Origin of the sequence: Tundrisphaera lichenicola (assembly GCF_051175385.1) — a bacterium.
In the GTDB taxonomy this organism is placed as follows: Bacteria; Planctomycetota; Planctomycetia; order Isosphaerales; family Isosphaeraceae; genus Tundrisphaera; species Tundrisphaera lichenicola.
In genome coordinates this window covers 2567732-2591272 of the sequence record NZ_CP195106.1, presented here as the reverse complement: position 1 = coordinate 2591272, position 23541 = coordinate 2567732, and the positions used below count along the sequence as shown (strand labels likewise).

Below are 23541 nucleotides of genomic sequence, written 5' to 3'. Positions count from 1 at the left end.
TCATCTCATGCGCCGCCCGATCCTGCGTATCTGGGCCGAGACCGGCCTGTTCTGGAAGTTTGTCTTGCTGGTGATCCTGGCCATCCCCACCTACCTGGTCGCGGCCCCCCTCTTCGAGATCGGCGGCGTGGCCGGGCTGGAGAGCCCCCCGGTCAAACTGGCTCGACTCGACCAGGAGTGGGAGGAGTTTTCGGACCTCCACCACCATACCAGTCAGGGGACCAAGATCCTCCCGCTCTCGTGGTTCCTGGCGCTGGAGCAGCCGGTGGCCACGCCGCTGCCGGTGGGCCGCTATGCTTCGCGGGACTATCTGGCTCGTTTCGGGTTCCTCTATCCCGATCCATTGAAATCGGGAGCGGATCAGGATCTGAGAAATCCCGACCTGCCGGTCGGCTTCGCCATCGAGCGCGACTTCCGGGCGCCCTATGCTCATCCCCCGATCCCGGATCCGATCCGGGTCGTCGGCCTGACCTGTGCCGGTTGCCACACCGGGAGGATCGACCTGAAGCTTGGGGATGGCAAATATCAACCATTCCTGATCGACGGCGGGTCGGCGATGATCAACCTCTCGGCGTATCAGAAAGCCACCGCTATGGCCCTGTTCTACACCCAGTTCTTCCCGATGCGATTCGATCGTTTCGCCCGGGAGGTCGACCGCCTGGAGCGGATGATCCCTCGGAGCACCCCACCTCCGCCTCCCGACGAGACGAAGATCCGGATCAAGAAAGAGCTGGAGACTTACATCTCGCTGGGCCTCGCCGGGCAGGAATATGCCAAGGAGCACAAGCTGATCCCGATCGACGCCGGGTTTTCGAGGACCGACGCGCTGGGTCTGATCGGGAATCGGGTCTTCGGGGTCCTGAACGTCGAAAATCAGACCGTCACCGATGCGCCGGTGAACTTCCCGCACCTCTGGGACACACCCTGGTTCGACTGGGTCCAGTACAACGCCTCGATCCGGACCCCGATGGCCCGGAACATCGGCGAGGCGCTCGGGGTCGGGGCCCTGGTCAACCTGACAGATCCCGGATCGCCCGCCTACGAATCGACGGTGAACGTCGAGAACCTCCACGCGATGGAGAGCTGGATCTCGGGCAATGTGCCTTTCTCGGGACTCCAGCCGCCCCGATGGGACGATCTGCTCGCGAAAGCCTTCCCCGACGACCCGACCCGACGAGCGGAACTGGCCCCGAAGTCGGAGATGGTCGAGAATGGTAGCCTCCTCTACAAGGAGCACTGCGAGCGCTGCCATCTGCCATCCAGGGATGAGCTGGAGAAGGACCTCGCCGGCGATCATCCTCGGTATTTCACCGAGAAGGACCCGTCGAGCGGCAGGCGGTTCCTCAGGCTCAACGTGGTCGACCTCAGCGTGATCGGCACCGACCTGAACCAGGCCCTGAACTTCTACCGGCGGGTCGCCGTGGCGTCCGAGCCCGAGATCAGAGCGAATCCCGGAGGAGGTTATCAATACGAGTCGAACCGGATCAAACAGGTTGCAGACGGAGGAACCCGCTCGGCGACGATCTCGGCCGAGGAGGGGTTGTTCCGGGTCACGTCGATGGTCCGCGAGCGAAATTATCGGTCGAAGGCCATGGACTTGCTCGCCCCGCCAGAAGTCACCGATCCGGCTCGCATCGCGGCCTATAACAATGACCCGGACCGCAAGGCGAAGCGTCAGAAATTCGATGGCTTTCGCGGGGTGCCGCAGGCCCTGGACTTCGGCCAGGTCGAGGCCATCATCGAAGGCCGGGGTATGGACTGGGTGATCGAGAAGAATCTGGGGTATAAGGCCCGCCCGCTCGACGGGATCTGGGCGACCCCTCCCTACCTCCATAATGGGTCAGTACCCAACCTCTACCAGATCCTGGTCCCGGTCGCCGATCGGTTCCGGACCTTCTACCTGGGCTCGACCCGCTTCGATCCCCGGGACGTCGGCTACGAGACCCATCAGGTCGCCGGATCCTTCCTGATGGACACCAGCCTCTCCGGTAACCGCAATGAAGGGCATGAATTCCGGAACCTCACGCTGGAGGAACTCGAGGCCGTCGCGTGGGATGGGAAGTCGACCCTGGATCAGCGATGGGCGCTGGCCCTGGGACTGAACCTCGATGACTATTCAAAGAAGTCGCCCGTCGAGCGATGGGAACTGGTCCGCAAGGCCACCAGCCAGGCGCTCCGGAAGCCCAGTGCCCGGGTGATCCGAGGCGTGCTCGGCCCGGAATTCCGCGAGGAGGAGCGTCGTCAGCTCGTCGAGTATCTGAAGACCCTCTGAGCGAATCCGGAGTCACGGGGGCCGAATAATTCGAAGGTCGCGATCGTCTGTGCTGCCATCGGCCGTCGCGATCGCGGCGGATCATTCGACACCCGAGGACTCGATCATGTCAGGAATTTGTCGGATGTCGTTCTTGCTCGTTGCATTCCTGGGTCTGGTGTCGTCCGGGAGCGCACAAGGCCAGTTTTTGAAGTCCCGATCGACGGCCCCCGCTCCGGAATTCCGAGGTGTCACGGAATGGATCAACTCCGAACCCTTGACGATGGCCAAGCTCAGGGGCAAGGTGGTGATCGTCCACTTCTGGACCAATGGATGTTATAACTGCGTCAATAATTACGGCCATTACAAGGCCTGGCAGGATCGATACGCCGGCAAGGATGTGGTGATCGTCGGGATCCACACTCCCGAGACGACCGGCGAGCGTGACCTCGATCGGATCAGGAAGCAGGCCGAGAAGAATGGCCTGAAATTCGCCATCGCCGTGGATAACGACGGGGCGAACTGGAAGGCCTGGAACAACCGGCTCTGGCCGACGGTCTACGTCGTCGATCGTCGCGGCGTGGTCCGTTACGGATGGGAGGGCGAGCTGAGCTACAAGGGTGCCGACGGCGAGGAGAAGGTTCGAAAGGTCGTCGACGCGGCGCTCCTCGAACGACGCTGAGCCAGATCTCGATTCATCGAACCCGCCCAACCGCGACCCGGTCGGGATGGGCGGGCTGAGTGGCTTTCGGTTATTTGATGGCCTTGGACGCCTCGATGAGGGCGTCGGTCGTGTGCCGATCCCGGTATCCATCGAGGAAGAGTTTGGCCCGGATCACGCCGTCCCGATCGAGGAGGAAGGTCCCGGGATGAGGGACGCCGTCGGCCTTGCCCTTCGCCGCCTCGTTGCGGATGTGGTAGGCCTCGATCGTCCGACTCTCGGGGTCCGACAGCAGGGGGAAGCCGATCTTCGCCTTGTCGGAGAATTTCTTGAGCGTCGCGGGCGAGTCGTAACTGATGCCGACGACCTGGATGCCCGCAGCTTCGATCGACTTGAGGTCACGTTGCAGCTGGACCAGCTGCGTCCGGCAGAATGGTCACCAGTCGGCGGATCGATAGAAGATCAGGGCCACCTTGTCCTTGCCGAGCATCTCGCCGAGCGAGCGATCCTTCCCCTCTTGATCCTTCAGGGTGAAGTCTGGCGCCTTCGAGCCGACCTTCAGACCGGTCGCCTCCTGGGCCAGGGCACCTGACGTGGCCAGGATGACCGAGGCCATCATGGTCAGTTGAGAGATTCGGAGTGACATGCATACTCCTTAATTGAGGAACCTTTGAACACGCGGACCCGGCTGACGCTTGTCGATCGGGCTCGCTCATCTCATGAAATCCAGGACTACAGGCCAGAGTAAGTCCGGAACGTCTCCTCGGCCGGATTCTTTCGTTTCAATCGAACAGGGCGACCATCAACATAAGGACGACCCAGAGCTTGAAGGTCGCCCGGACGCAGGCGATCGATCGATCGATCAGGCGGAACTTCAACACGCTGAGGGTCGCCAGGCTGTAGTTGTAGTGGAGCATGGCGGAGACGGCCGAGGACTGGTCGAGCGACTTGACCCGATCCAGATAACCGCCCAGCGGCTGGGCCGCGATGTGCGGGTAGAACGCCAGCGAGTTCGGCATCGGCGGGATTGTCCGGGTCAGCGCCAGGAAGGCATACCAGGCTCCGATCAGGATCAGGACCGCCAGAGGGGCCAGGATTCCCAGGAGCAGGACCGCCGCCCAACGATTCTCCCCGCTCACGATGGATCCGATGTCTTGAGAGAAGGTCAGGAGGACCGTGACCATCAGCCCGTAGGCGGTCAGCAGGGCGCTGGCCTTGCGGTCCCCCAGGGGGGGATATTCGCGGACCGGTGTGAAGTAGGCCAGCCTCGCGGCTCCCGAGGGCGACCCGGCGGGATCACTCATCAGAACAAGATCCTCAGGTTGACCAGGACCATCAACAGGAGCCAGCAGGCGAATGCCCACCGGAAGAACCGGACGCCCTTTCCGAGGTGCCGGAACTTCTCGACGCAGATCGTTGCCAGCGTGTGGTTGTAGATCAGGATTTGTTCCAGGGCATCCTCGTGCGAGATCGAGCCGACCTTCTCGACATACTGCTCGCGCGAGAGACGAGCGATGTCGCCGAAGAAGGCCAGGCTTGGCGGGGCCGCCGGGAATCGCGGGGAGATCGTCCGGAACGCCTGGATGATCGCCGCCAGGCCCGGGGCGGCGAATCCCAGGAGCAAGGCCACCAGCAGGAACTTCTCGAAACCTCGACCGGTGAGCATCGCCGTCAGGTGGATCCCGTAGCGGGCCAGGAGGGTCAGCATGATCCCCAGGGCGGTCAGGATGGCCGCCGCCTTGGTGTCGGCCGCCGGGGGATGTTCCTGGAGCGGGGTCCGGAAGGCCAGGGCGGCCGCCGGGTCGAGATGCCGCAACGTCGCGACCTGATCCGGGAGCGTCGGCGGGGCGAAGGACGCTCCGGAAGAAGAAGCCGCGGAGTCGATCATCGGGTCATCACTCCGTCGGAGACTCGAAAGCCATTCCATTTTCCGAACGGCCACCAAGCATAGAAAACCCGGACCCATCCGGCAACCGTAGGACGTCTGGCCTCAGTCCTTCCTGGGGGTTGCTGGGTCGTCCGGAAAAAATCAGCACCTACTGTAATACTGGGAGGCTCTGCGTGTTTTCATCAGTAGAGGATGGAGGAGGCGGGGCTCGGAGCCGGCCTCGACTCGATCCGGGATCGTAGGGAGGGGCCGTCTTGGCCGATCACGGCGAGGTGTCGCCCGACGCGTTCGATGACCTGGATGACTGGGTGGCCTCGACGCTCCCTCGGGCGGTCGCCTATGCCTCCTCGTTGCTGAGAGATCGGATCCTCGCCGATGACGTGGTCCACGACTGCTACTGTCGATTGCTTCGGAAGGCTGGGGAGTATGACCTCCTGCTCGACGGCTCGAAGCTCCTCTTCCGGTCGATTACCAATGCGTGCCTCAACCATAACCGCCGCGATCGGCCCCATCTCAGCCTCGACGATCGAGGGCCGGACGGGAGTCGAGCCCCCGGCGTCGAGGACCGGCGGATGATCGAGCCGATCCAACCGCTCCTCGATCGAGAGCTGGAATCCGCCATCGCCGAGGGGCTGGCCCGGTTGCCGATGGCCCAGCGTGCCGCCCTGGAGTTGAAAAGCCTGGGGCACACGCTCCGGGAGATCGCCGAGGTCCTGGGGACCACCCCCGGAAACGCGAGCGTCCTCATCCATCGGGCCCGCCAGCTCATGGTCGGTCAACTGGCTTGCTACCTGGAGGAGCCGTCGCAATGAGCGAACCTAGCCCGAGCCCGGAGGAATCGGTCGACGCCCTGGTCCGAGCTTATCTGGATCGCCAGGCCTCGCAAGTCGATGTCGGGCCGGCGCTCGATCGTATCCGCGAGGCCATGGGGCGACCTCGTCCGAAAGTCGCGCCGAGACGCAAGATTTCCCGACGGTGGGCCCTGGGGGCGGTCGCCGCGTCGATCCTGCTCGGGTCGCTCGGGGTCTTGTACCTCCAACCGAAGCAGGCCAATGCCGAGACGATCATCCGCCAATCGATGGACGTCCACTCCCAGCCGATGGACCGCTGCTACCGGGTCGAGATCCAGGCCGTCGCCGAATTCCCCGATGATGGGTTTCCGCGCCTGGCTCGCCCCCGGAGGACCCGTCTCTGGACTCGCGGAGATCGGTTCTGGATCGAGTCCGACGTCGGCCTCCTTCATCTGAACTGGGGTCGCGACCCGGAGGGAACCCTCTGGCTGGCCCTCTCGCCCCGCCGGGGGATCCGCTTCGATCCCGATGAGGTCCCCCCGGTCGTGGCCTTTCGGTGCGACGTCCTGAGCGTCCGGCTGGAGACGCTGCTCGGCGAACTCCCCCGGAACTTCGAGCTTCGGAGCGAGCCCGGTCCCGGCTTCGGCTCTCAGGCCAGCACGATCATCCGGACCGTACCGCGTCCGGGACGTTGGCCGATCCTCCGCGAGGCCGAGTTGGAGATCGACTCGGAGACCAAGGTCATCCGTCGGATGGTCCTGACTCGCGTCCTCAACGGTCAGGCCATCACCACCACCTTCACCCTGGAAGAAACCGCGACCCTGGAGAATTCGAGTTACCAGCTCGAAGGCCACCTGGAATCTCCCTACCTGATCTTCCGACGCGACTTCGAACCCCAGCGCCGTCGACAGCTCTTGCTCCGCCTCTTCGGGGTCCGCCCCGGGGAGATCTCGAAGGACCGAGGGAGCCCGATCGACCCGCCTCCGATGGCACCCGACGACCCCTGACCCGAACCGTGATACCCGGAGATCGATTCATGCCGACCCGAACCTGGCCCCTGATCGCCCTGGCCTTGCTGGTGGATGTGGGCGTTGCCGGGGCCGACGCCCCGACCTTCAACAAGGATGTCGCGCCGATCCTCTGGAAGAACTGCGCCGGTTGTCATCGGCCGGGCGAGGTCGGGCCGTTCTCGCTCCTGAGCTTCAAGGATGCCGCCAAGCGGGCCAACTTCCTCCGGGAGATCACCGAGACTCGCCGGATGCCCCCCTGGAAGGCCGAGCCAGGGTTCGGCGAGTTCCACGACGAACGGAAGCTGACAGAGGCCGAGATCCGGACCATCGCCGATTGGACCGAGGCGGGAGCCCCCGAAGGTGACCCGAAGGACCTTCCCGAGCCGCCCAGGTTCTCCGACGGCTGGCAACTCGGCGAGCCCAATCTCGTCGTCAAGGCCTCCGAACCGTTCGAAGTCCCCGCCAGCGGAGATGACATCTACCGGTGCTTCGTGATCCCGATCCCGACCGAGACCGACCGAACGGTCGCCGCGTTCGAGTTCCGACCCGGAAACCGGAAGGTAGTCCACCACGCGATCCTCTTCCTCGACAACACCGGGGCGGCTCGTCGGAAAGACGAGGCCCAACCCGGCCCGGGTTACGCCTCGTTCGGCGGCCCCGGCATCCTGCCGACCGGCGCCCTGGGAGGTTGGGCTCCCGGCGCGATGCCCCGATTCCTCCCCGAGGGGATGGGGAAATATCTCCGGAAGGGGAGCGATCTGGTCCTCCAGGTCCACTACCATCCGGACGGCAAGGCCGAGCTCGACCAGTCGGTCGTCGGGATCTACTTCACCAAGACCCCGGCCCGGAAGATCGTCGGCGGGATCGCCGTCCGGACTCGAAACCTCAACATCCCGGCGGGCGAGAAGCGGCACCACGTCACCGCGCAGAGTGCCCCCTTGCCGGTGGACGCCCAGGCGATCGGGATCACCCCCCACATGCATAACGTCGGCCGGGAGATGAAGGTCGTCGCCGAGTCGCCCGACGGCACGACGATCCCCCTGATCTGGATCAAGGATTGGGACTTCAACTGGCAAGGCCAGTACCAGTACCGATCGCCGGTCAAGCTAACCAAGGGCACGGTCATCAAACTCGACGCCTACTACGACAACTCGTCGGAGAATCCTCGGAACCCGAATACGCCGCCAAAACGCGTGACCTGGGGCGAGCAGACAACCGATGAGATGTGCCTGGTCGGCGTCCAGGTCGTCACCGAGAAGCCGGGCGACCTCCTGAAGATCGTGGCCATGCGGGGCAACGGCCTCGGCTCGGCCCTGGTCGGCGGCCTCGGGCGGGGCCAGGCCGGGAAGGGGGGAGTCGGGTCCCCGGCCGGAGGGTTCGCGATCCCCGAGCGGTTCCAGGATCGGCTCGGGCGATTCGACACGAATGGCGATGGGCGGATCTCCTCGGAGGAAGTGGACGCCATGCCCGAACCCTTTCGAGACCGACTGAAGGAGGCCATCCGGGTCCGGCTGGGTGGCGACGAGGCCCAGGAGCAGCCTTGACCGGATCCGCTGTCGATTCCCTTCTGACAGGAACGGCTTGCGACGGACCCCGGGTCCATCGCAAGCCGTTCCGCGTTAGATCGATGTAGTTTCGATTTCTTGAATGGAGGCCGGCTGTAATATCGGAAGTCCCCTGAACTCACCCAAGCAAGAAATCGTGACTTTTAATAAATTCGCTTGCACATTGGGTGTTGGATCACTACAAGTGGTTTACCCCCGGCGAGGGCAGCCTCAACGGGTCCGCTAGCATTCCCTCGGCGGTGATGATGACCACCTTCTGGAACGTTCGATTCCGGTCATCCTGCAAGACGCTCGATCCGTCAACGGGCGACAGTCTCCCCGAAGAGGTGACCGAATCGTGACTCGTCCAGTCTCGGTAACACTTCTCTTCCTTACCATTCTTTTCCGCTCGATCGCCCAGGGCCAGGCCCCGGACGACGATAAGGCGGATCAGGTCTCCAACGACAATCCCTCCCGCCCCTTCCAGATGCCGCCGGCTTCCGCCGAGGTGAAGGAGGCGCTCGACGACTTCGAGCGGTTCGGGCGGCGAGGGGCCTGGGAACGAGCCCTGAAGTCGCTCTACACGATCCCCGAAGCACAGGCCTCCCGGTTCCTGGATGGCGAGGGGGGCTTCATCATCCCGGTCTCGAAGAAGCGCCACTCCGTCCTGGCCGGTCTCCCCGTCGAGGGGCAGGCCGCCTATCGGGTCTTCTACGACTCCGAGGCGAAGAAGCTGCTCGATGAAGCCGATGGGCCGACCCTGTTGAGTTCCCTGGAACGGGTCTACTCGGCCTACTTTACCACCTCGATCGGCGATAATGCGGCCGACCGGCTGGGCGATCTCTATTACGAACTCGGGCGGTTCGATCGGGCGGCCGATTGCTGGCTGGCCATCCTCCGGGAACGCCCCGACACGGATCTCGCGCCTGGCCTGATCTCGCTGAAGGCGGCGCTGGCCCTCCATCGGTCAGGGCGGCGATCGGAATTCGATCAGGTCCGGTCGGAGCTGGCGGATCGCCACGATGACGAGAAGGTGACCATCGGCGGCTCGACGGGCAGGCCGACCGAACTCCTCAAGAGCCTGATCGGCGAGGATCCTCCGGCCTCGAAGGCGAAAGGCCCGGCGGCCGGCCCCGCCGAGGCGGGCCTGGACCTGGCGGAGACGGTGGAGTCGGCCTGGCAGGTCCGGTTCGCCGAGTCGATCGAGGCCGGGATGACTCCTCCGGAGTTGACCCAGTGGGAGTCCAACGCCCTGAGCGCGGTCGTCCCGGCGGTGGCGGATGGCGGGTCGTCGATCTTCGTCAACTTCCTCGGCTACGTCTTCGCCCTGGATGCCAAGAGCGGCAAGATGCTCTGGCGGTCCGGATCCTTCCATCACCTGGACATCCTCGCGATGCAGGGCCAGGCCCAGATGATCGACCCGGCGCGATTCGCGGTGGTCGCCTCGGACGACCTGGTCTGGACCGTGGGCCGAGATCTCAAAGACCAGAACATGTTCGCCCCGTTCCGCTTGACCTGCCTGAGGGCCGAGGGGGGAGAGGTCGTCTGGCGGTCGGAAGACCTGGCCGACTACGCCCAGGTCGACCTTTACGGGGTCCCGCTCCTGGCCGACGGAAAGCTCTTCGTCGTGGGCAAGAGCCTGCCAAACCCCCAGCAGCAGGAACTCCCCAAGCAGTTCGTCCTGGCGATCGAGCCCCGCGACGGCAAGGTCCTCTGGAAGACCGAGGCCGGGACCTTCCGCCAGGGTCCGAACATGTATTACTACTATTACTCCCGCGACACGACCCCGCAGCCGACCCTGATCCTCGACGCCGGGGCGATCTACCTCGACACCCACGCCGGAGTGATGGCCCGGCTGGATGCCGATTCGGGGACTCTCGACTGGGGCTTCGGCTACAAGACCGAGGCTTCGGAGGGGCAGAGCCGCTTCTTCTACTACAACATGCCCTCCGAGCCGAGCACGGCCAGCGGCCCGCCCGGGCGGTTCGGCGATGCCCTGCTGGTCAAGGGGGCGAAGTCGGATCAACTGGTCGCGGTCGATCCCGACCGGATGAAGGTCGTCTGGGATCGGCCGATCTCGACGTCCTCTCGGTTGCTGGGGACGGTCGGCGATCTCGCGATCCTCGGCGGACCGGAGATCAGCGCCCTGGACCTGAAGAGCCGCCAGCTCCTCTGGGCGACCCGGATCCCGGGCGGGAGCCTGGAAGCTCGCGTCATCGTCCGCCCCGATGGGATCTGGCAACTGACCCCTCGTGGCATCTTCGAGATCGACCCGGGCTCGGGACAGGTCCGGCGGATCTTCCGGGGCGGCGACCTGGGGTCGGCCGGCGGCGACCTCCTCCTGACCAATTCGTGGCTGATCTCGGCCTCCAACCGTACGATCTCGGCCTATCCCCGGCGAGCATCGGGGGCCGATCGGGCCGCCCTCGAGGATGCCGGGGCCTCGAGAAAGAGGGCTTCGAATGAATAAGTCGATGGCCGGGGCGATCGTCCTCGGGCTGGCAACCCTGGTCGCTCCGGGGGTATCCCGGGCGCAATTCTTCGGCCAGATGGGGGCGCCAAGCTCCGGGGAGAACATCCAGGGCTTCACCGTCGCGGGCAAGGGGGCGGTTGCGGCCCGCCCGAACTCGGTGGAGTTCGACCTGGAAGTCTCCGCCTCCTCGGAGTTGACCGCCGACGCGATCGTCAAGTATCGGGATGCCCGGAAGAAGCTCCAGGACGCCTTCGCCGGGCTCAAGCTCGCCAACGTCCACCTCGATGAACGGGGCCTGCTGGTCGACCAGAAGGGGGCGGTGCAGAATCCCTATTTCTTCGGCGGGATGCAGCCCAACTCGCGGGCCAAGACCGAGGTCCAACTCTCCCGTAAGCTCGTGGCCCGGGCCACCGATATCCGCGAGATGGACGAGGAGAAGGTCCTCCAGCAGGTCTCCCGGCTCCTCGACGTGGCTCAGGATGCCGGGGCCAGGATCGGGACCCAGCAAGACCCCTACTTTTATTATCGAAACGGCTATCCCCAGAACACCGGGGGCCTGGTCCGCTTCGTCCTCGACGACTTCGACAAGTTGGAGCAGGAGGCTTACGAGAAGGCGATCGCCGACGCCCGGGCCCGCGCCGAACGCCTGGCCCGGCTGAGCCGGGTGGAACTCGGGCCGGTCGTGGCGATCCGAGAGATCGTGGTCCCCGGTGAGAGGGGGGCGAATGCCGACGGCGAACTCCCCCGGAAGCGGCTGGAGGCGGCCAAGTTCCAGGAAATCCCGATCCAGGTCGAACTCCTCGTGCGGTTCGAGGTCCATCCCCGGCCCGAAGGGAAAGGGCAGGCCGGCCAATGAATATCGGCGAGCGTCATCGACCCTGGCCCCGGCCCGAGACCCGTCGCGGCTTCCTGGGGCGTTGCGGCCTGGGCGCGGCCTCGATCGCCGGCGCGGGCTGGCTCCCGGTCGGCCGGGCGGCCGACACGGCGGTCCTCCCCAAGCACCTGACCCAGGACGCGATCGCGTCGGTCACCAAGGGGCTGGATTACCTCGCCTCGATCCAGACCGACGACGGCTCGTGGATCACCGGCGGGGGGCAGGCCTACCCCGTGGCGATGACCGGCCTGGCGGGCACCGCCATGCTGGCCCACGGGAACTCGCCGAGCCGGGGCAAGTACTCGCGGAACGTCCAGGGGGCCGTCGAGTATCTGGTCCGCTGCTCGACCCCCTCGGGCCTGATCACCGGCCCCTCGCAGGATAGCGGGATGCCGATGCACGGGCACGGCTTCGCGTTGATGTTCCTGGCCTGCGTCTACGGGATGATCACCAAGGAGTCGCTCCGCCAGAAGGTCAAGGTGGCGATCCGGAAGGCGGTCACGCTCACAAGCCAGGGGCAGAGCGGCGACGGCGGGTGGACCTACGTCCCGGGGACCGGGGACGAGGGTTCGGTCACCGTCACCCAGGTCCAGGCGCTCCGGGCCTGCCACAATGCGGGGTTCCTGGTCCCCCGATCGGTGATCGAGGAGGCCGTGAAGTACCTGGACAAGTGCAAGACCCCCGAGGGCGGGATCCAGTACTCGCTCAGCTCCCCGACCGGCCCCAGGATCGCGATCTCGGCGGCGGCCGTGGCCACCCTTTACAACGCAGGACAGTTCGACGGGCCGATCGCGACCGACTGCCTCAAGTACGTCTGGGATCAGTTCCGCGCCAACGAGGGGTTCAGCAAGGGGGGCGGGCACGACTTCTACACCCACCTCTATGCCGCCCAGGGATTCTACATGGCCGGCGACGAGTACTGGGACAAGTATTTCCCGGCCGTCCGGGACCAGCTCCTCACCATGCAGCAGCCCGACGGGTCCTGGAACGGCGACGGGATCGGCCAGGTCTACGGGACCTCGATCGCCGTGATCATCCTCCAGCTCCCGTTCAAATATCTCCCGGTTTTCCAACGATGACGGAGGTCTGAGCCCTTGAGCCACACGACCGAAGAGCCCGACCTGGCCGAACTCGAAGGCCTCCGGGACGCCCACAAGCAGATCCGCGAGCAGATCTCCCGCCAGATCATCGGGCAGGACGAGGTCGTCGACCAACTCCTGATCGCCGTCTTCGCCCGGGGGCACTGCATCCTCGAAGGCGTTCCCGGCCTGGCCAAGACCCTGATGGTGAACTCGCTGGCGAGGTCGCTCTCGCTCGAGTTCAACCGGATCCAGTTCACCCCCGACCTGATGCCCTCGGACATCACCGGGACCGAGGTCCTCTACGAGGATCGGAGCACCGGGGCCCGCGAGCTGAAGTTCGTCCCCGGGCCGATCTTCGCCAACCTCGTCCTGGCCGACGAGATCAACCGGACCCCCCCAAAGACCCAGGCCGCGCTCCTGGAAGCCATGCAGGAACGCCAGGTCACCGCCGGCGGCCACCGCCACCCGATGCCCGACCCGTTCTTCGTGCTGGCCACCCAGAACCCGATCGAGCAGGAAGGGACCTATCCCCTCCCCGAGGCCCAGCTCGACCGCTTCCTGTTCAAGATCTACATCTCCTATCCCAAGCCGGAAGAGGAGCGGAGGATCTACCGTCTGACCACCGGTGCCGAGGAGCCCGAGATCACCCCGCTCCTGACCGGCGAGCGGATCGCCGCGCTCCAGCGGGTCGTCCGACGGGTCCCCGTGACCGATCTCTGCATCGACTACGCGATGGACCTGGTCCGGGCCACCCGAGGGCCGGCCCACGGCGGCCCGAGCTATATCGGCGAGTGGGTCTCCTGGGGCGCGGGGCCGAGGGCCGGGCAGGCCCTGATCATCGCGGCCAAGGCCAAGGCCGCGCTCGCGGGGCGGCCCAGCGTCACGATCGACGACATCCAGGCCGTCGCCCGGCCGGTCCTCCGGCACCGGATCGTGATCAATTACAACGCGCAGGCGTCCGGAGAGTCGAGCGACTCGATCATCACGAGGCTCCTCAACGACATCCCGGTCCGGAAGGGAGCCGCCGATGCCGCCGTCGCGGAAATATTCCGATCCTGACGCGATCGCGCGGGTGTCCGAATTGACGCTCCGCTCGCGGAGGCTCGTCGAGGGGGCCATCAACGGCCAGCACCGGAGCCCCTTCCACGGGTTCAACATCGAGTTCGCCCAGTATCGCGACTACACCCCGGGCGACGATCTTCGTCGCCTCGACTGGCGGGTCTTCGCGCGATCCGACCGGCATTACATCAAGCAGTATGAGGAAGAGAGCAACGTCAAGGTGACCTTCGTCGTCGATGCGAGCGCATCGATGAACTACAAGGGCTCGGCCCCGCTCTCGAAGTTCGACTACGCCGCGACCCTGGTGATCTCGCTGGCGATGCTCCTGACCCGCCAGCAGGACCCGGTCGGCCTGGTCCTCTTCGACGAATCAATCGGGACGATCCTTCCCCCCGACGCCAAGCCCTCGCAGGTCCTGGTGATGTCCGAGATCCTGGGACGATGCCTCCCCCAGCGGCAGACCGACCTGGGTGGCCAGCTCCGGACCATCACCAACCAGGGACGTCGGCGCGGCCTGATGGTCATCGTCTCGGATCTCCTGACCGATCTCGATGCCGTCTACGACGGACTGAATCGGCTCCGCTTCCTCGGGCACGAGGTGCTCGTCTTGCAGGTCCTCGACCGCGACGAGATGGAACTCCCCTTCGACGGACCGACGATCTTCACCGATATCGAGGGCGAGGAAGAAGTTTTCGCCGAACCCTGGGCATTTCGACGCTCTTATCAAGAGGCGATGGAAGAATTCCTCGGCGGAGTCCGGAAGGAATGCCGGGCCCGGGGCTATGACCATGTCCGGTTCCTGACCGACGAGCCGCTCGCCGAGTCGCTGAGCGCGTTCCTCCACTCTCGGGACGAAGTGGGCCGGGGTGCCCGACCATCATGATGAGCTTCCTGAGCCCACTCCTGGCATGGGGTGCCCTCCTGGGCGCGATCCCCATCATCATCCACCTGCTGAACCGTCGGAAGTTCCGCCGGGTGGACTGGGCCCCGATGCGCTACCTGAAGCTCACGGTCCAGCGGAATCGCCGGAGGATCCAGATCGAGCAACTCTTGCTCCTGCTGCTCCGGGTCGCCGCGATGGTCCTGCTGTTCTTCTACCTGGCCCGGCCGGTGGTCAACCCGACCGGCCTGGAAGGGTGGCTGGGGAGCGGGGGCCGATCGAGCCAGGTGGTCCTGATCGACGACTCGCTGAGCATGGGCTTCGGGACCGCCTCCGCCCCCGCCTTCGGCCAGGCCAAGGAGGCGGCCGCCGCCCTGGTGGCCTCGGCCCGGCCGGAAGATCGATTCACGATCCTGGCGACCTCGGCGCCCCGGGCTCCGGTGATCCATGAAGTGGAGGGCTCGCGCCGGGAGGATCTCGCCGGGGCGGTCGCGTCGGTCGCCCCGAGCGCCGTCCACGCCTCCTGGCCCCTGGTTTTGGAAGGGGTCGACGAGGTCCTTCGCTCCTGCACCTATCCGACCCGCCAGCTCACGATCTTGACCGACCTCCGACGTTCGGGGTGGGACGCCGGGGTGGCCCCCGTCGCCGCCCGATGGGCCGAGCAGGGGGTCCAGGTCCGGATCATCGACGTGGGGATCGACGATTCGGCCAATGTGGCGCTCCGGTCGATGACTTCGCTCGACCGGACGATCCTGGCCGGGGCCGAGAGCCGTTGGGAGGCCGAGATTCGCAACGATTCCCCCCGGCTCCTGAGCGGGGTCAAGGCGGTCCTCCGGGTCGACGACAAGCCGACCGAGGTGAGGCTCCCCGAGATCGCCCCCGGCCAGACCGCGCGCATTCCGTTGACGGTCCAGTTCCCGGGGGCCGGCCCCCATGACCTCTCGCTCGAGCTTCCCGAGGACGGGCTGCCGGGGGACAACCGGCGATGGGCGGCGGTTCCGGTGAAGGACTCGCTCCTGGTTCGCCTGGTGGACGGCGACCCCTCGACCGAGCCCTTCGGGTCGGAGGTCGACTACCTGGCCGCGCCCATGTCCATCGGTGTCGGCTCGGCCGAGGCCTGGCGGGTCGAGGTCGCGAACGAGGTCGATTTCCTCAACCCCAGGCTCGACACCCCGGATGTGCTGGTCCTGGCCAACGTCGCCGCGCCCACCCCGGAGCAGGCCGACCGCATCCTCAAGCTGGTCAAGGCGGGGATGGGCTTGATGATCTACACCGGGTCGAAGCTCGACGCCGGGCTCTATAACGAGCTGCTCTATCGAGGGAAAGACCCGGTCCTCCCGGTCCGGCTCAAGGGGCCGGTTGACGGCGATATCCGGGGCGTGATCATCGAGGCGCTCCGCCCTTCGCCGATCGAGAAGCTCCTGGAGTTGAAGACCACCGCCCTGGAGCGGGTGGCGGTCCGGCAGATCATGGCCGTCGATGAGCCGGTGGCCGAGGACGGGCAGGTCCGCGTGCTGGCCCGCTGGAACGACCCCGGGCGCTCGCCTGCGGTGATCGAGCGGGTCGTGGGCGAGGGGCGCGTCCTCCTCTGGACGACCACCGCCGACCGCGCCGGGAATGATTGGCCGATCGAGCCGAGCTTCGTCCTGGCGGTCCGCGAGGCCGTCCGGGGGACCGCACGCCCGACCCGACTGGAGAACAACGTCACGGCCGGCGACCCGATCCGCGAGGTCGTCCGATCGGATCAGCAGGTGGCCAACGCTCGGCTGATCCCCCCCGGCGGGGGCGAGCCCCGCGACCTGACCGCCTCGCCGATGGGCGGGCCGACCGACGAGCGAGGCCCGGCCGTCGCGATCGACGTGCCCGATACGCGTCAGGCCGGCCTGTACCGACTCACCTGGGACGAAGGCCCTCTGGGGACCCAGCAGGATGCCTACGCCGCCAATCCCGACGCTCGCGAGAGCGACCTCGGGCGGATCGCCGAGCCCGACCTCAAGGCGATGCTCAAGCCCCTGGAGGTCGAGATCGCCTCGGCCGGGAAGGACGGGGCCGACCTGTTCTCCCCGACCGGTCGTGAGATCTGGCACGAGCTGGCCTGGGGCCTCTTCGGCCTCCTGATCGTCGAGTCGATCTTCGCGACCTGGGTGGGTCGTTCCCGCTAACGCCTCGAGAATCGAAGCCCATGAACCGTCTCTGGCAAATCCTCCTGGGAATCGACCGCTCGCCCGGCTCCGTGGTCGGGGACGGCACGAGGCTGGAGTTCGCCGCCTTGCCCAAGGGGCTGGCGGCCGTCGGCCTGATCGTGGCGGTCCCCGCGCTGGTCGCGCTCCTCTGGTGGCTCTATCGCCGGGAAGCCCGCGAACTCCGCCGAGGGCGTCGCGTCGCGATGGTGGCCCTCCGGGGGGTCGTCCTGCTGGCCCTCGTGGCGATGCTGGTCGAACCGGTCCTGATCACGTCGAGGACCGAGACCGTTCGGTCGAGGCTGGCGATGGTCTTCGATGACTCGGAGAGCATGAAGTTCTCCGACCCCTACACCGACGAGTCGAAGGCGGCGGGCCTGGTCGCGAGCCTGAAGATCCCCTCGGAGGGCGGGAAACCGGCGGTCGATCGGCTCCGCGAGACGCCCCGGCTCGACCTGGTCAAGTCGGCCCTAACCCCGAACCTGGAGGCCCTCGGCCAGGGTCGGGACCTTTACACTTATGACCTCGAATCCGCCTCTCGAGCCGCCCCCGACCTCTCGGCGAAGTCGCGGAAGCTGGAGAGTCTCAAGGCCAACCGCTCGGTCTCTCCGGTCGGCGACGCGATCGCGGGAGTCCTGTCAACCCACCGGGGGCAGCCGGTCGCCGGCCTGATCCTGGCGACCGACGGTCGGTCCAACGCGGGAGAAGACCCGCTCCGCGCCGCCGAGGCGGCGGTCCGGCAGGGGATCCCGATCTTCGCCATCGCCGCCGGGGCCGACGAGGGGCCGAGGAATCTCCGCCTGGCCGAGATCGAGGCCAGCCCGGTCGTCTTCGTCCGCGACCCGATGACCCTGGGCGTGGTGGTCGAGGCCCGAGGCCTCAAGGATGCCGAGGCGACCGTCGTCCTCGAACAGCGCGTCAATGACAAGGACTGGACCCCCGTGGGGACCCAGAGGGTCGTCCTGGGCGAGGACGGCATCCTCAAGCGTTCGACCTTCCGGATCACCCCCAAGGAGGTTGGCCAGCACGAGTTCCGCGCGAGGGTCGAGGACGCCGGCCCCGAACTGACCCTGGAAGACAACACCGCGACCGCCCAGGTCAAGGTCGTCCGCCAGCAGATCCGGCTCCTGATGATCGCGGGCGAGCCCTCGCCCGAGGTCCAGTTCCTCCGGAACGCCCTGATGCGGGACCAGCACGTCGACTTCGCCGCCTGGCTCCAGGATTCCGATCCCGGCTATCGTCAGGCGGGCGATCGCCCGATCACGCGACTCCCCAACAATCAGGAAGAGCTGAACAAGTACGACGCCCTCCTGCTGGTCGACCCCGACATGGTCGCGCTCGGACCTCAGTGGCCCGAGATGATCACGAAGTTCGTCGGCCAGGAGGGCGGCGGCCTGATCTTCGTCGCCGGGGAACTCCACTCGCAGCAGCTCTTCGAGGCCGCCGACGCCAAGTCGGCCGCGGGCGACTGGACCCGGATCTTGCCGGTGGTCCGCGAGCCCGGCCTGTTCCGGACCGAGGCCGAGGCCCGGCTCAGCTCCCTGAACACCTACACGCTCGAATTGACCCCCGAAGGGAAGGGGGACCCGATCTTCGAGTTCGCGGGCGACCCGATCCGGAACCGGGTCGTCCTGGGGAGCCTCCCGGGGATGTACTGGAGCTTCCCCGTCACCCGGGCCCGACCGGGAGCGACGGTCCTGGCCCGCCACGGCGACCCCCGGATGCAGAACCAGCATGGTCGGCATGTCCTGCTGGCCTCGCAACTCTACGGGCCGGGCCGGACCGCCTTCATCGGATTCGACAGCACTTACCGCTGGCGTTATCTCTCCGAGGATAACTTCGACGGATTCTGGGCCAGGCTGGTCGATCGGGTCGGCCGGAACAAGGCGCTGGGGGGGCGATTCCCGTTCGATGTCCACCTGGGCAAGAGCGTTTACCGGGTGGGCGACCAGGTGACCATCGGCGTTCGCTATGGGGAGGCCGCGGCCATCGCCGAGGCGGCGGGGCTGGCCGCCGAGTTGGAGATCGCCGGACAGCCGCCCGAGCCGCTCCGATTCGATCGGTCCGCCGAGGACCCCGCGCTCCTGACCGCGACCTTCCCGGCCGAGCAGGCGGGGGCCTACACCTTGAGGATCGTCTCGGCGACCTCGGCCGACGCCGGGGCGGCCGTGAAGCCCTCGGTCACTACCTTCCGCGTCGAGCCTCCCCGGAGGGAGATCGACGAGCCCGCCCTGAACCGGCCGCTCCTGACCGACCTGGCCCGACTCACCGGGGGCCGGGTCCTGGAGCTGGGAGACCTCAAGCAACTCGATGAAGCGATCTCGATGCGTGAAGTCACCCGGACCCTGGAGAACCGCGATGAACTCTGGGATTCGCCGATCCTGTTCTCGATCATCGTCCTGGGGCTGACCGGCGAATGGATTTTGCGGAAACTTTCGAGGATGGTCTGATCCGAACATCGAGCGGATTGCGGATGACCCGAATCCCTCCGATCTCCATGTTTCGCCCGTTGTCACTTTGAGTTGAGCCGACCTTCGACCCTTGGGGCCTGTACCGTGACGATCGCGACCGACTCGCCGAACTCGGCCTCGATCCTCGACGAGCAACGTGCTCTCCGGGATCAGCTTGCGCGCCTTCGACGACGGCTCCGGTTGCAACTGGCCCTGGAACTGGCGGTCGACTCGGCGACGATCCTGGTGGCGACCGCCGCTCTCCTGATCCTCCTGGACTGGTGGCTCCGCCTCGGGCTCCCGTCACGATTGGCCCTGGTCACCATCAGCCTGGGGGCGGCCCTGGCCTTCGTCATCGCCCGGGCGATCCGGAAGTGGCGAGCGGCTCGTCTCGACGACCTTTCGATGGCCATGATCCTCGACCGGCACCGGCCCGGGACCGGTCAGCGGATCGCCGACGTCCTCCAGCTTCCCGACCTGCTCGACCAGTCCTCGGCGGCGGCCTCGCCCGCGATGGTCCGCCTGGCCGTCCGCCAGGCGTCCGAGGCGCTGGCCGCTTCGGACTGGCGGTCGCTCTGGAACCGGAAGCGGACCGCGACCCAGGCGGCGATCCTCGGGGTTGGCCTCCTGATCCCGATCCTCTTCGCGACAATTAGCCCCCAGGCCGCTCGGCTGAGCTTCGCCCGATGGCTCCTGGGTTCGAACGAGCGCTGGCCGCAGCAGACTTATCTGACCGTGATGGGCCTCGATTCCGAAGGGCATCTCCTGGTCCCCCGCGACGAGCGGTTCGCGCTCGAAGTCCGGTCGGACCTACCGATCGTCCGGGAGGAGGGGGGTATGTGGTCGCTCGGCGGTCGGGGCGAGTCGCTCACCCTGGGCCGAAAGCCCGAGGGGCCGAAGCCCCCGTCGACGGTCACGATCCGCGAGCGGACGGCCGAGGGGAAGGTCCGCGATGCGGTGATGGTCTCGACCGGCCCGGGTCGGTTCCGCCACGATCTCCCCCCCTCGTCCACGTCCTCGACGTTCGAGCTGGTCGGGGGGGATGACTGGCTCGGGCCGATCCCGGTCGACCGGGTTGATCGCCCCTCGCTCGCCGGGGTCAAGCTGCGGGTCAAGGAGCCGGGCTCGGCCGAGCAGGGATTCCGCGAGATCGCCGATCCTCGCCAGCACCTCCTCTTCTTCCCCGACACCGAGGTCGAGATGACCCTGGTGGGGACCGAGCCCCTGACCGAGACGAAGCTGAACGTCCACCCCGGCAAGACTCCGGACCTCGACCGGCTCGACGATCGGACCTTCGCCGCGAAATGGACGCTCCGCGAGGCCACGACCCTGGAGGTCCTCCTGACCTCGGGAAAGACCGGCCTGGGATCGAAGCCCGCGTTCTTCTCGATCGGCCTGCTCAAGGACCGAGAGCCCCGGGTGACCTTGCGGGCCGCCGGGGTCGGGGCCCGAGTGACCCCGGTCGCGACGATCCCGCTGACCCTCGGCGCGACCGACGACATCGGCCTGGCCGCACTCCGGCTCAAGATCGATCGGACGGCCAACGTCGGGACCGACGACAAGCCCGAGTCGAAAACCAGGTCCGAGGTCGTTAACTTCCCGTTCACTTATGACAAGGCCCGGCCGGAACTCGACCACGTGACCCGGCACGACGTGGTCCTGCAGGTGGATCAGCCCAGCGTCGGGACCATCCTCCGGCTCGTGGGCGAGGCCGACGACCACAACCCTCGAGGCGTCCAGACCGGGCGATCGGGCGTGATCCAGCTCCAGGTCGTCTCACCCGACGAACTCTTTTACGAGCTGCTGATCCGCCAGCGGGCCGAGCGTGCCAAATTCGTGGCCGCCCTGGAATCGGCCGAGAAGCAGACCCCGATCCTGGCCAGCCAGGCGTCGAGCGAGGACATCAACCGCGTGATGAGGGCCGAGCAGGCGGTGGCCCGGCAGCTCGACCAGATCGCCGGCCGGATCGGCGACACCCTCCAGGAAATGAAGCTAAACCAGATCGGCACGGCCAAGTCGCACCGGCTCCTCCAGGATGGCGTGATCGACCCGATCAAGGCGCTGACGGCCGGCCCGATGAACCAGCTGCGGTCGGCCTTGCAGACGCTCGGGGCGACGGCCTCGGCCTCCGAGGAGAGTCGCGAGGCCGCCCGGAAGCTCCACGGCGAGGTCGTCGCCCAGATGAAACAGATCCTCGACCAGATGTCCCAGTGGGAAAGCTTCGTCGACGTGGTGAACCAGGTCGCCGAGGTCATCAAGATGCAGCAGAAAGTCCTCAAGGCCACGGAAGGTGCGCGAGAATCGCGCGCCCGGGAGGTTTTCGATGAGAAGCCCTGACCGGCATCCCTCGCGGTGGCTCCGATCTTGCGTCCCGACCGGGCTCGGGAGCCTCGTCCTCTTCCTGGCTCTCGTCGGCCCCTCGGCAACCCGCGAGGCCCTGGCCCAGGACAAGCCGGCCGAGAAGGCCGCCGATCTCTTCGACGAGGAACCCAAGGCGGAAGAGAAAAAGGCGGATGAAAAGAAGCCGACCGAGAAGGCCGCCGACGTGTTCGACGAAGCACCGAAGTCGGGCGAGAAGAAGCCGGTCGAGCCCGGCAAGCCGGCCGATCCCGCCCAACCTCCGGCCGGAGGGGCGGTCGATCGCGACTCGATCGGCTTCACGCAGGAGAACGCCGCCGCCCAGATGACCGAGCTGGAAGAGCGGATGTTCCGGCTCTCCGAGGCACTCCGGAGCCTGGAGCCGGAGAACGCCTCGCGATTGGGCCTGGCGCTCAAGTTCTCGCGCGAGGAGCTGATCCTCAACCAGATGAAGCAGACGCATACCCTGCTGAAGGATGCGCAGCTCGCCAAGGCCGAGACCGAGGTCCGCGAGCTCCTGGCCAAGCTCGGCCACCTCCGGAATCTCCTCCTGGCCGAGGATCTCGACTTCCAGATGAAGCTCGCACGGCTCCGCCAGATGCGCGAGGCCATCGCGCAGATCGACCGGATCATCAAGGAAGAAAAGCGAGAGTTGGCCTGGTCCCGGAACGCCGACCAGAATCAGGCCGACCTGGAGAAGTTCCGGGAGAGCCTGCCCGCGCTGGAGAAGCTGGTCCAGTCCCAGGGAGACCTGATCCGTGAGACCAAAGAGGTCGCCCAGGCGGATGGGGACGAGGCGAAGAAGGCCGCGAGGCAGGCGGGGCACGATCGCGAGGCCGAGATCCAGGCGACCGCGGCCGGGTTGGCCGAATCCCCCGCCTTCGCCGGGCTGGATCCGCCCCACCTGAAGCGGGCCGACCCCCACCTGGCCGATGCGGTCACCCACTTGGGGACGGCCGACTCCGACGCCGCCATCGAGCCCGAAGGGGAGGCCCTCGACCTCTTTCGTAAGGAGCTGGATCGGCTCAAGGAGCGGACCGCCGAGGCCGAGAAGGCCATCGCCGACGAGGAATTCCGCCGGTTCGAGCAGGATCAGGCCAGGAATCGGCAGGCGACCGACAAGCTCGCCGAGGTCTCGGCACGGCTGGGGGATACCGGGATCGCCCTCCAGAAAGACCTGATCCGGGCGAGTGCGCCGATGGAATCGGCCGTGGGGGACCTGGCCAAGACCAAGGCCAAGCCCGCCGCCGAGGACCAGCTGGCCGCGCTCAAGCATCTGGAGAAGGCCCGGGGCGACCTCGGGAAGTCGCTGGAAGGGCTCCTCGTCGAGCTTCGATCCGAGCTCGCGACCCGGATCATCGCCGACCTGACCGAGATGCACGAGACCCAGACCACGATCCGCGAAACCACCGAGGGGCAGGCTCCCCGGATCGCCCAGAAATCCCGAGCGGCGTTCATCCTCGTGGCGGGCCAGTCTCCGATGGAAGCCGAGCTGGCCGATCGGGCCGACGAACTGGTGGCACTGACCGAGGAGACCGAATTCGGGATCGCCCTGCCGACCGCCCTTCGCGTCATCTCGCGACAGATGCGGTCCATCCAGGGCTGGCTCAAGGAAGGGGACGCCTCGCCCCGGACGATCGACCAGGAGAAACGAGTGGAGCAGGACCTCCTGGGGCTCCTGGAGGCCATGAGACGACTACCGCCCACCACCCCGCCGGCCCCCGGGACTCCGCTCCCCTCCGAGCTGGGAGCCCGCGAACGCGAGCTGAATCGGCTGATCGCCGAACTCAAGATGATCCGACTCCTCCAGGTCCGGCTCGACGACGACACCGTACAGCTCGACCAGAACCGACCCGACGCCACGGTCCTCCCCCCGGCCCTCCGTCGAGAGATCGAGACGCTGAAGTCGGGCCAGGATGAGATCCACGACTCCCTCTCGAAGATCGCCGAGAAACTGGAGCCCCCCCAGGATCTCGAAGCCGTCCCCGACCCGTTCCGGCTCGATCCCTGAGCCGTGGCGCGGCAGAATGTGGTATCATC

Annotated in this window: 17 protein-coding genes and 1 pseudogene; 14 read left to right on the top strand and 4 right to left on the bottom strand. The window is 66.6% G+C overall.

Going from position 1 to position 23541, the window contains the following annotated elements; genetic code table 11:
* The first annotated feature begins 7 nt into the window (after positions 1-7).
* Positions 8-2272 carry a di-heme-cytochrome C peroxidase gene (locus tag P12x_RS10205; protein WP_435010762.1) on the top strand — a complete coding sequence of 755 codons (2265 nt, stop codon included), beginning with the start codon at positions 8-10 and terminating at the stop codon, positions 2270-2272.
* A 124-nt stretch (positions 2273-2396) separates the two neighbouring features.
* Positions 2397-2933: a redoxin domain-containing protein gene (locus tag P12x_RS10200; protein WP_435010761.1), complete on the top strand. Its 537-nt coding sequence runs from the start codon at positions 2397-2399 to the stop codon at positions 2931-2933.
* Between the two features lie 70 nt (positions 2934-3003).
* Here P12x_RS10200 and P12x_RS10195 read toward each other — a convergent pair.
* The 4 genes and pseudogenes from P12x_RS10195 to P12x_RS10180 all read right to left on the bottom strand — a co-directional run.
* Positions 3004-3336, bottom strand: a pseudogene (locus P12x_RS10195) (peroxiredoxin family protein); the annotation flags it as partial.
* Positions 3337-3348: 12 nt separating this feature from the next.
* Entirely contained in the window at positions 3349-3558 is a 210-nt protein-coding gene (locus P12x_RS10190) for a hypothetical protein (RefSeq protein ID WP_435010760.1), read from the bottom strand.
* Between the two features lie 136 nt (positions 3559-3694).
* A complete protein-coding gene (locus tag P12x_RS10185) occupies positions 3695-4216 on the bottom strand; it encodes a hypothetical protein (RefSeq protein ID WP_435010759.1) in 522 nt (173 codons plus the stop codon).
* On the bottom strand, positions 4216-4800 hold the full coding sequence (locus P12x_RS10180; protein ID WP_435010758.1) for a Pycsar system effector family protein: 585 nt from the start codon (positions 4798-4800) through the stop codon (positions 4216-4218). Before P12x_RS10180 ends, P12x_RS10185 begins: the two co-directional genes overlap by 1 nt.
* 254 nt (positions 4801-5054) lie before the next feature.
* Here P12x_RS10180 and P12x_RS10175 point away from each other — a divergent pair, with 254 nt between their 5' ends.
* The 12 genes from P12x_RS10175 to P12x_RS10120 all read left to right on the top strand — a co-directional run bounded on the left by P12x_RS10175 (position 5055) and on the right by P12x_RS10120 (position 23512).
* A complete protein-coding gene (locus P12x_RS10175; protein ID WP_435010757.1) occupies positions 5055-5612 on the top strand; it encodes an RNA polymerase sigma factor in 558 nt (185 codons plus the stop codon).
* Positions 5609-6598, top strand: a complete 990-nt coding sequence (locus tag P12x_RS10170) for a hypothetical protein (protein ID WP_435010756.1) — start codon at positions 5609-5611, stop codon at positions 6596-6598. The genes P12x_RS10175 and P12x_RS10170 overlap by 4 nt, the downstream gene beginning before the upstream one ends.
* Positions 6599-6627: 29 nt before the next feature.
* A complete protein-coding gene (locus P12x_RS10165; RefSeq protein ID WP_435010755.1) occupies positions 6628-8145 on the top strand; it encodes an ascorbate-dependent monooxygenase in 1518 nt (505 codons plus the stop codon).
* A gap of 358 nt (positions 8146-8503) precedes the next feature.
* Positions 8504-10615 carry a PQQ-binding-like beta-propeller repeat protein gene (locus P12x_RS10160; protein ID WP_435010754.1) on the top strand — a complete coding sequence of 704 codons (2112 nt, stop codon included), beginning with the start codon at positions 8504-8506 and terminating at the stop codon, positions 10613-10615.
* Positions 10608-11474, top strand: coding sequence for an SIMPL domain-containing protein (locus P12x_RS10155; RefSeq protein WP_435010753.1), 867 nt, complete (start codon positions 10608-10610; stop codon positions 11472-11474). The genes P12x_RS10160 and P12x_RS10155 overlap by 8 nt, the downstream gene beginning before the upstream one ends.
* Positions 11471-12571, top strand: a complete 1101-nt coding sequence (locus tag P12x_RS10150; RefSeq protein ID WP_435010751.1) for a prenyltransferase/squalene oxidase repeat-containing protein — start codon at positions 11471-11473, stop codon at positions 12569-12571. The genes P12x_RS10155 and P12x_RS10150 overlap by 4 nt, the downstream gene beginning before the upstream one ends.
* Before the next feature lie 15 nt (positions 12572-12586).
* A complete protein-coding gene (locus P12x_RS10145) occupies positions 12587-13633 on the top strand; it encodes an AAA family ATPase (RefSeq protein WP_435010750.1) in 1047 nt (348 codons plus the stop codon).
* A complete protein-coding gene (locus tag P12x_RS10140; RefSeq protein ID WP_435010749.1) occupies positions 13602-14516 on the top strand; it encodes a DUF58 domain-containing protein in 915 nt (304 codons plus the stop codon). The genes P12x_RS10145 and P12x_RS10140 overlap by 32 nt, the downstream gene beginning before the upstream one ends.
* Entirely contained in the window at positions 14513-16675 is a 2163-nt protein-coding gene (locus tag P12x_RS10135; protein WP_435010748.1) for a BatA domain-containing protein, read from the top strand. The genes P12x_RS10140 and P12x_RS10135 overlap by 4 nt, the downstream gene beginning before the upstream one ends.
* Before the next feature lie 20 nt (positions 16676-16695).
* Entirely contained in the window at positions 16696-19143 is a 2448-nt protein-coding gene (locus P12x_RS10130) for a vWA domain-containing protein (protein WP_435010747.1), read from the top strand.
* 105 nt (positions 19144-19248) lie between these two features.
* Complete coding sequence (locus tag P12x_RS10125; protein ID WP_435010746.1) at positions 19249-21480, top strand: hypothetical protein; 2232 nt, start codon at positions 19249-19251, stop codon at positions 21478-21480.
* Positions 21467-23512 carry a DUF4175 family protein gene (locus tag P12x_RS10120; protein ID WP_435010745.1) on the top strand — a complete coding sequence of 682 codons (2046 nt, stop codon included), beginning with the start codon at positions 21467-21469 and terminating at the stop codon, positions 23510-23512. Before P12x_RS10125 ends, P12x_RS10120 begins: the two co-directional genes overlap by 14 nt.
* The last annotated feature ends 29 nt before the right edge of the window (positions 23513-23541 follow it).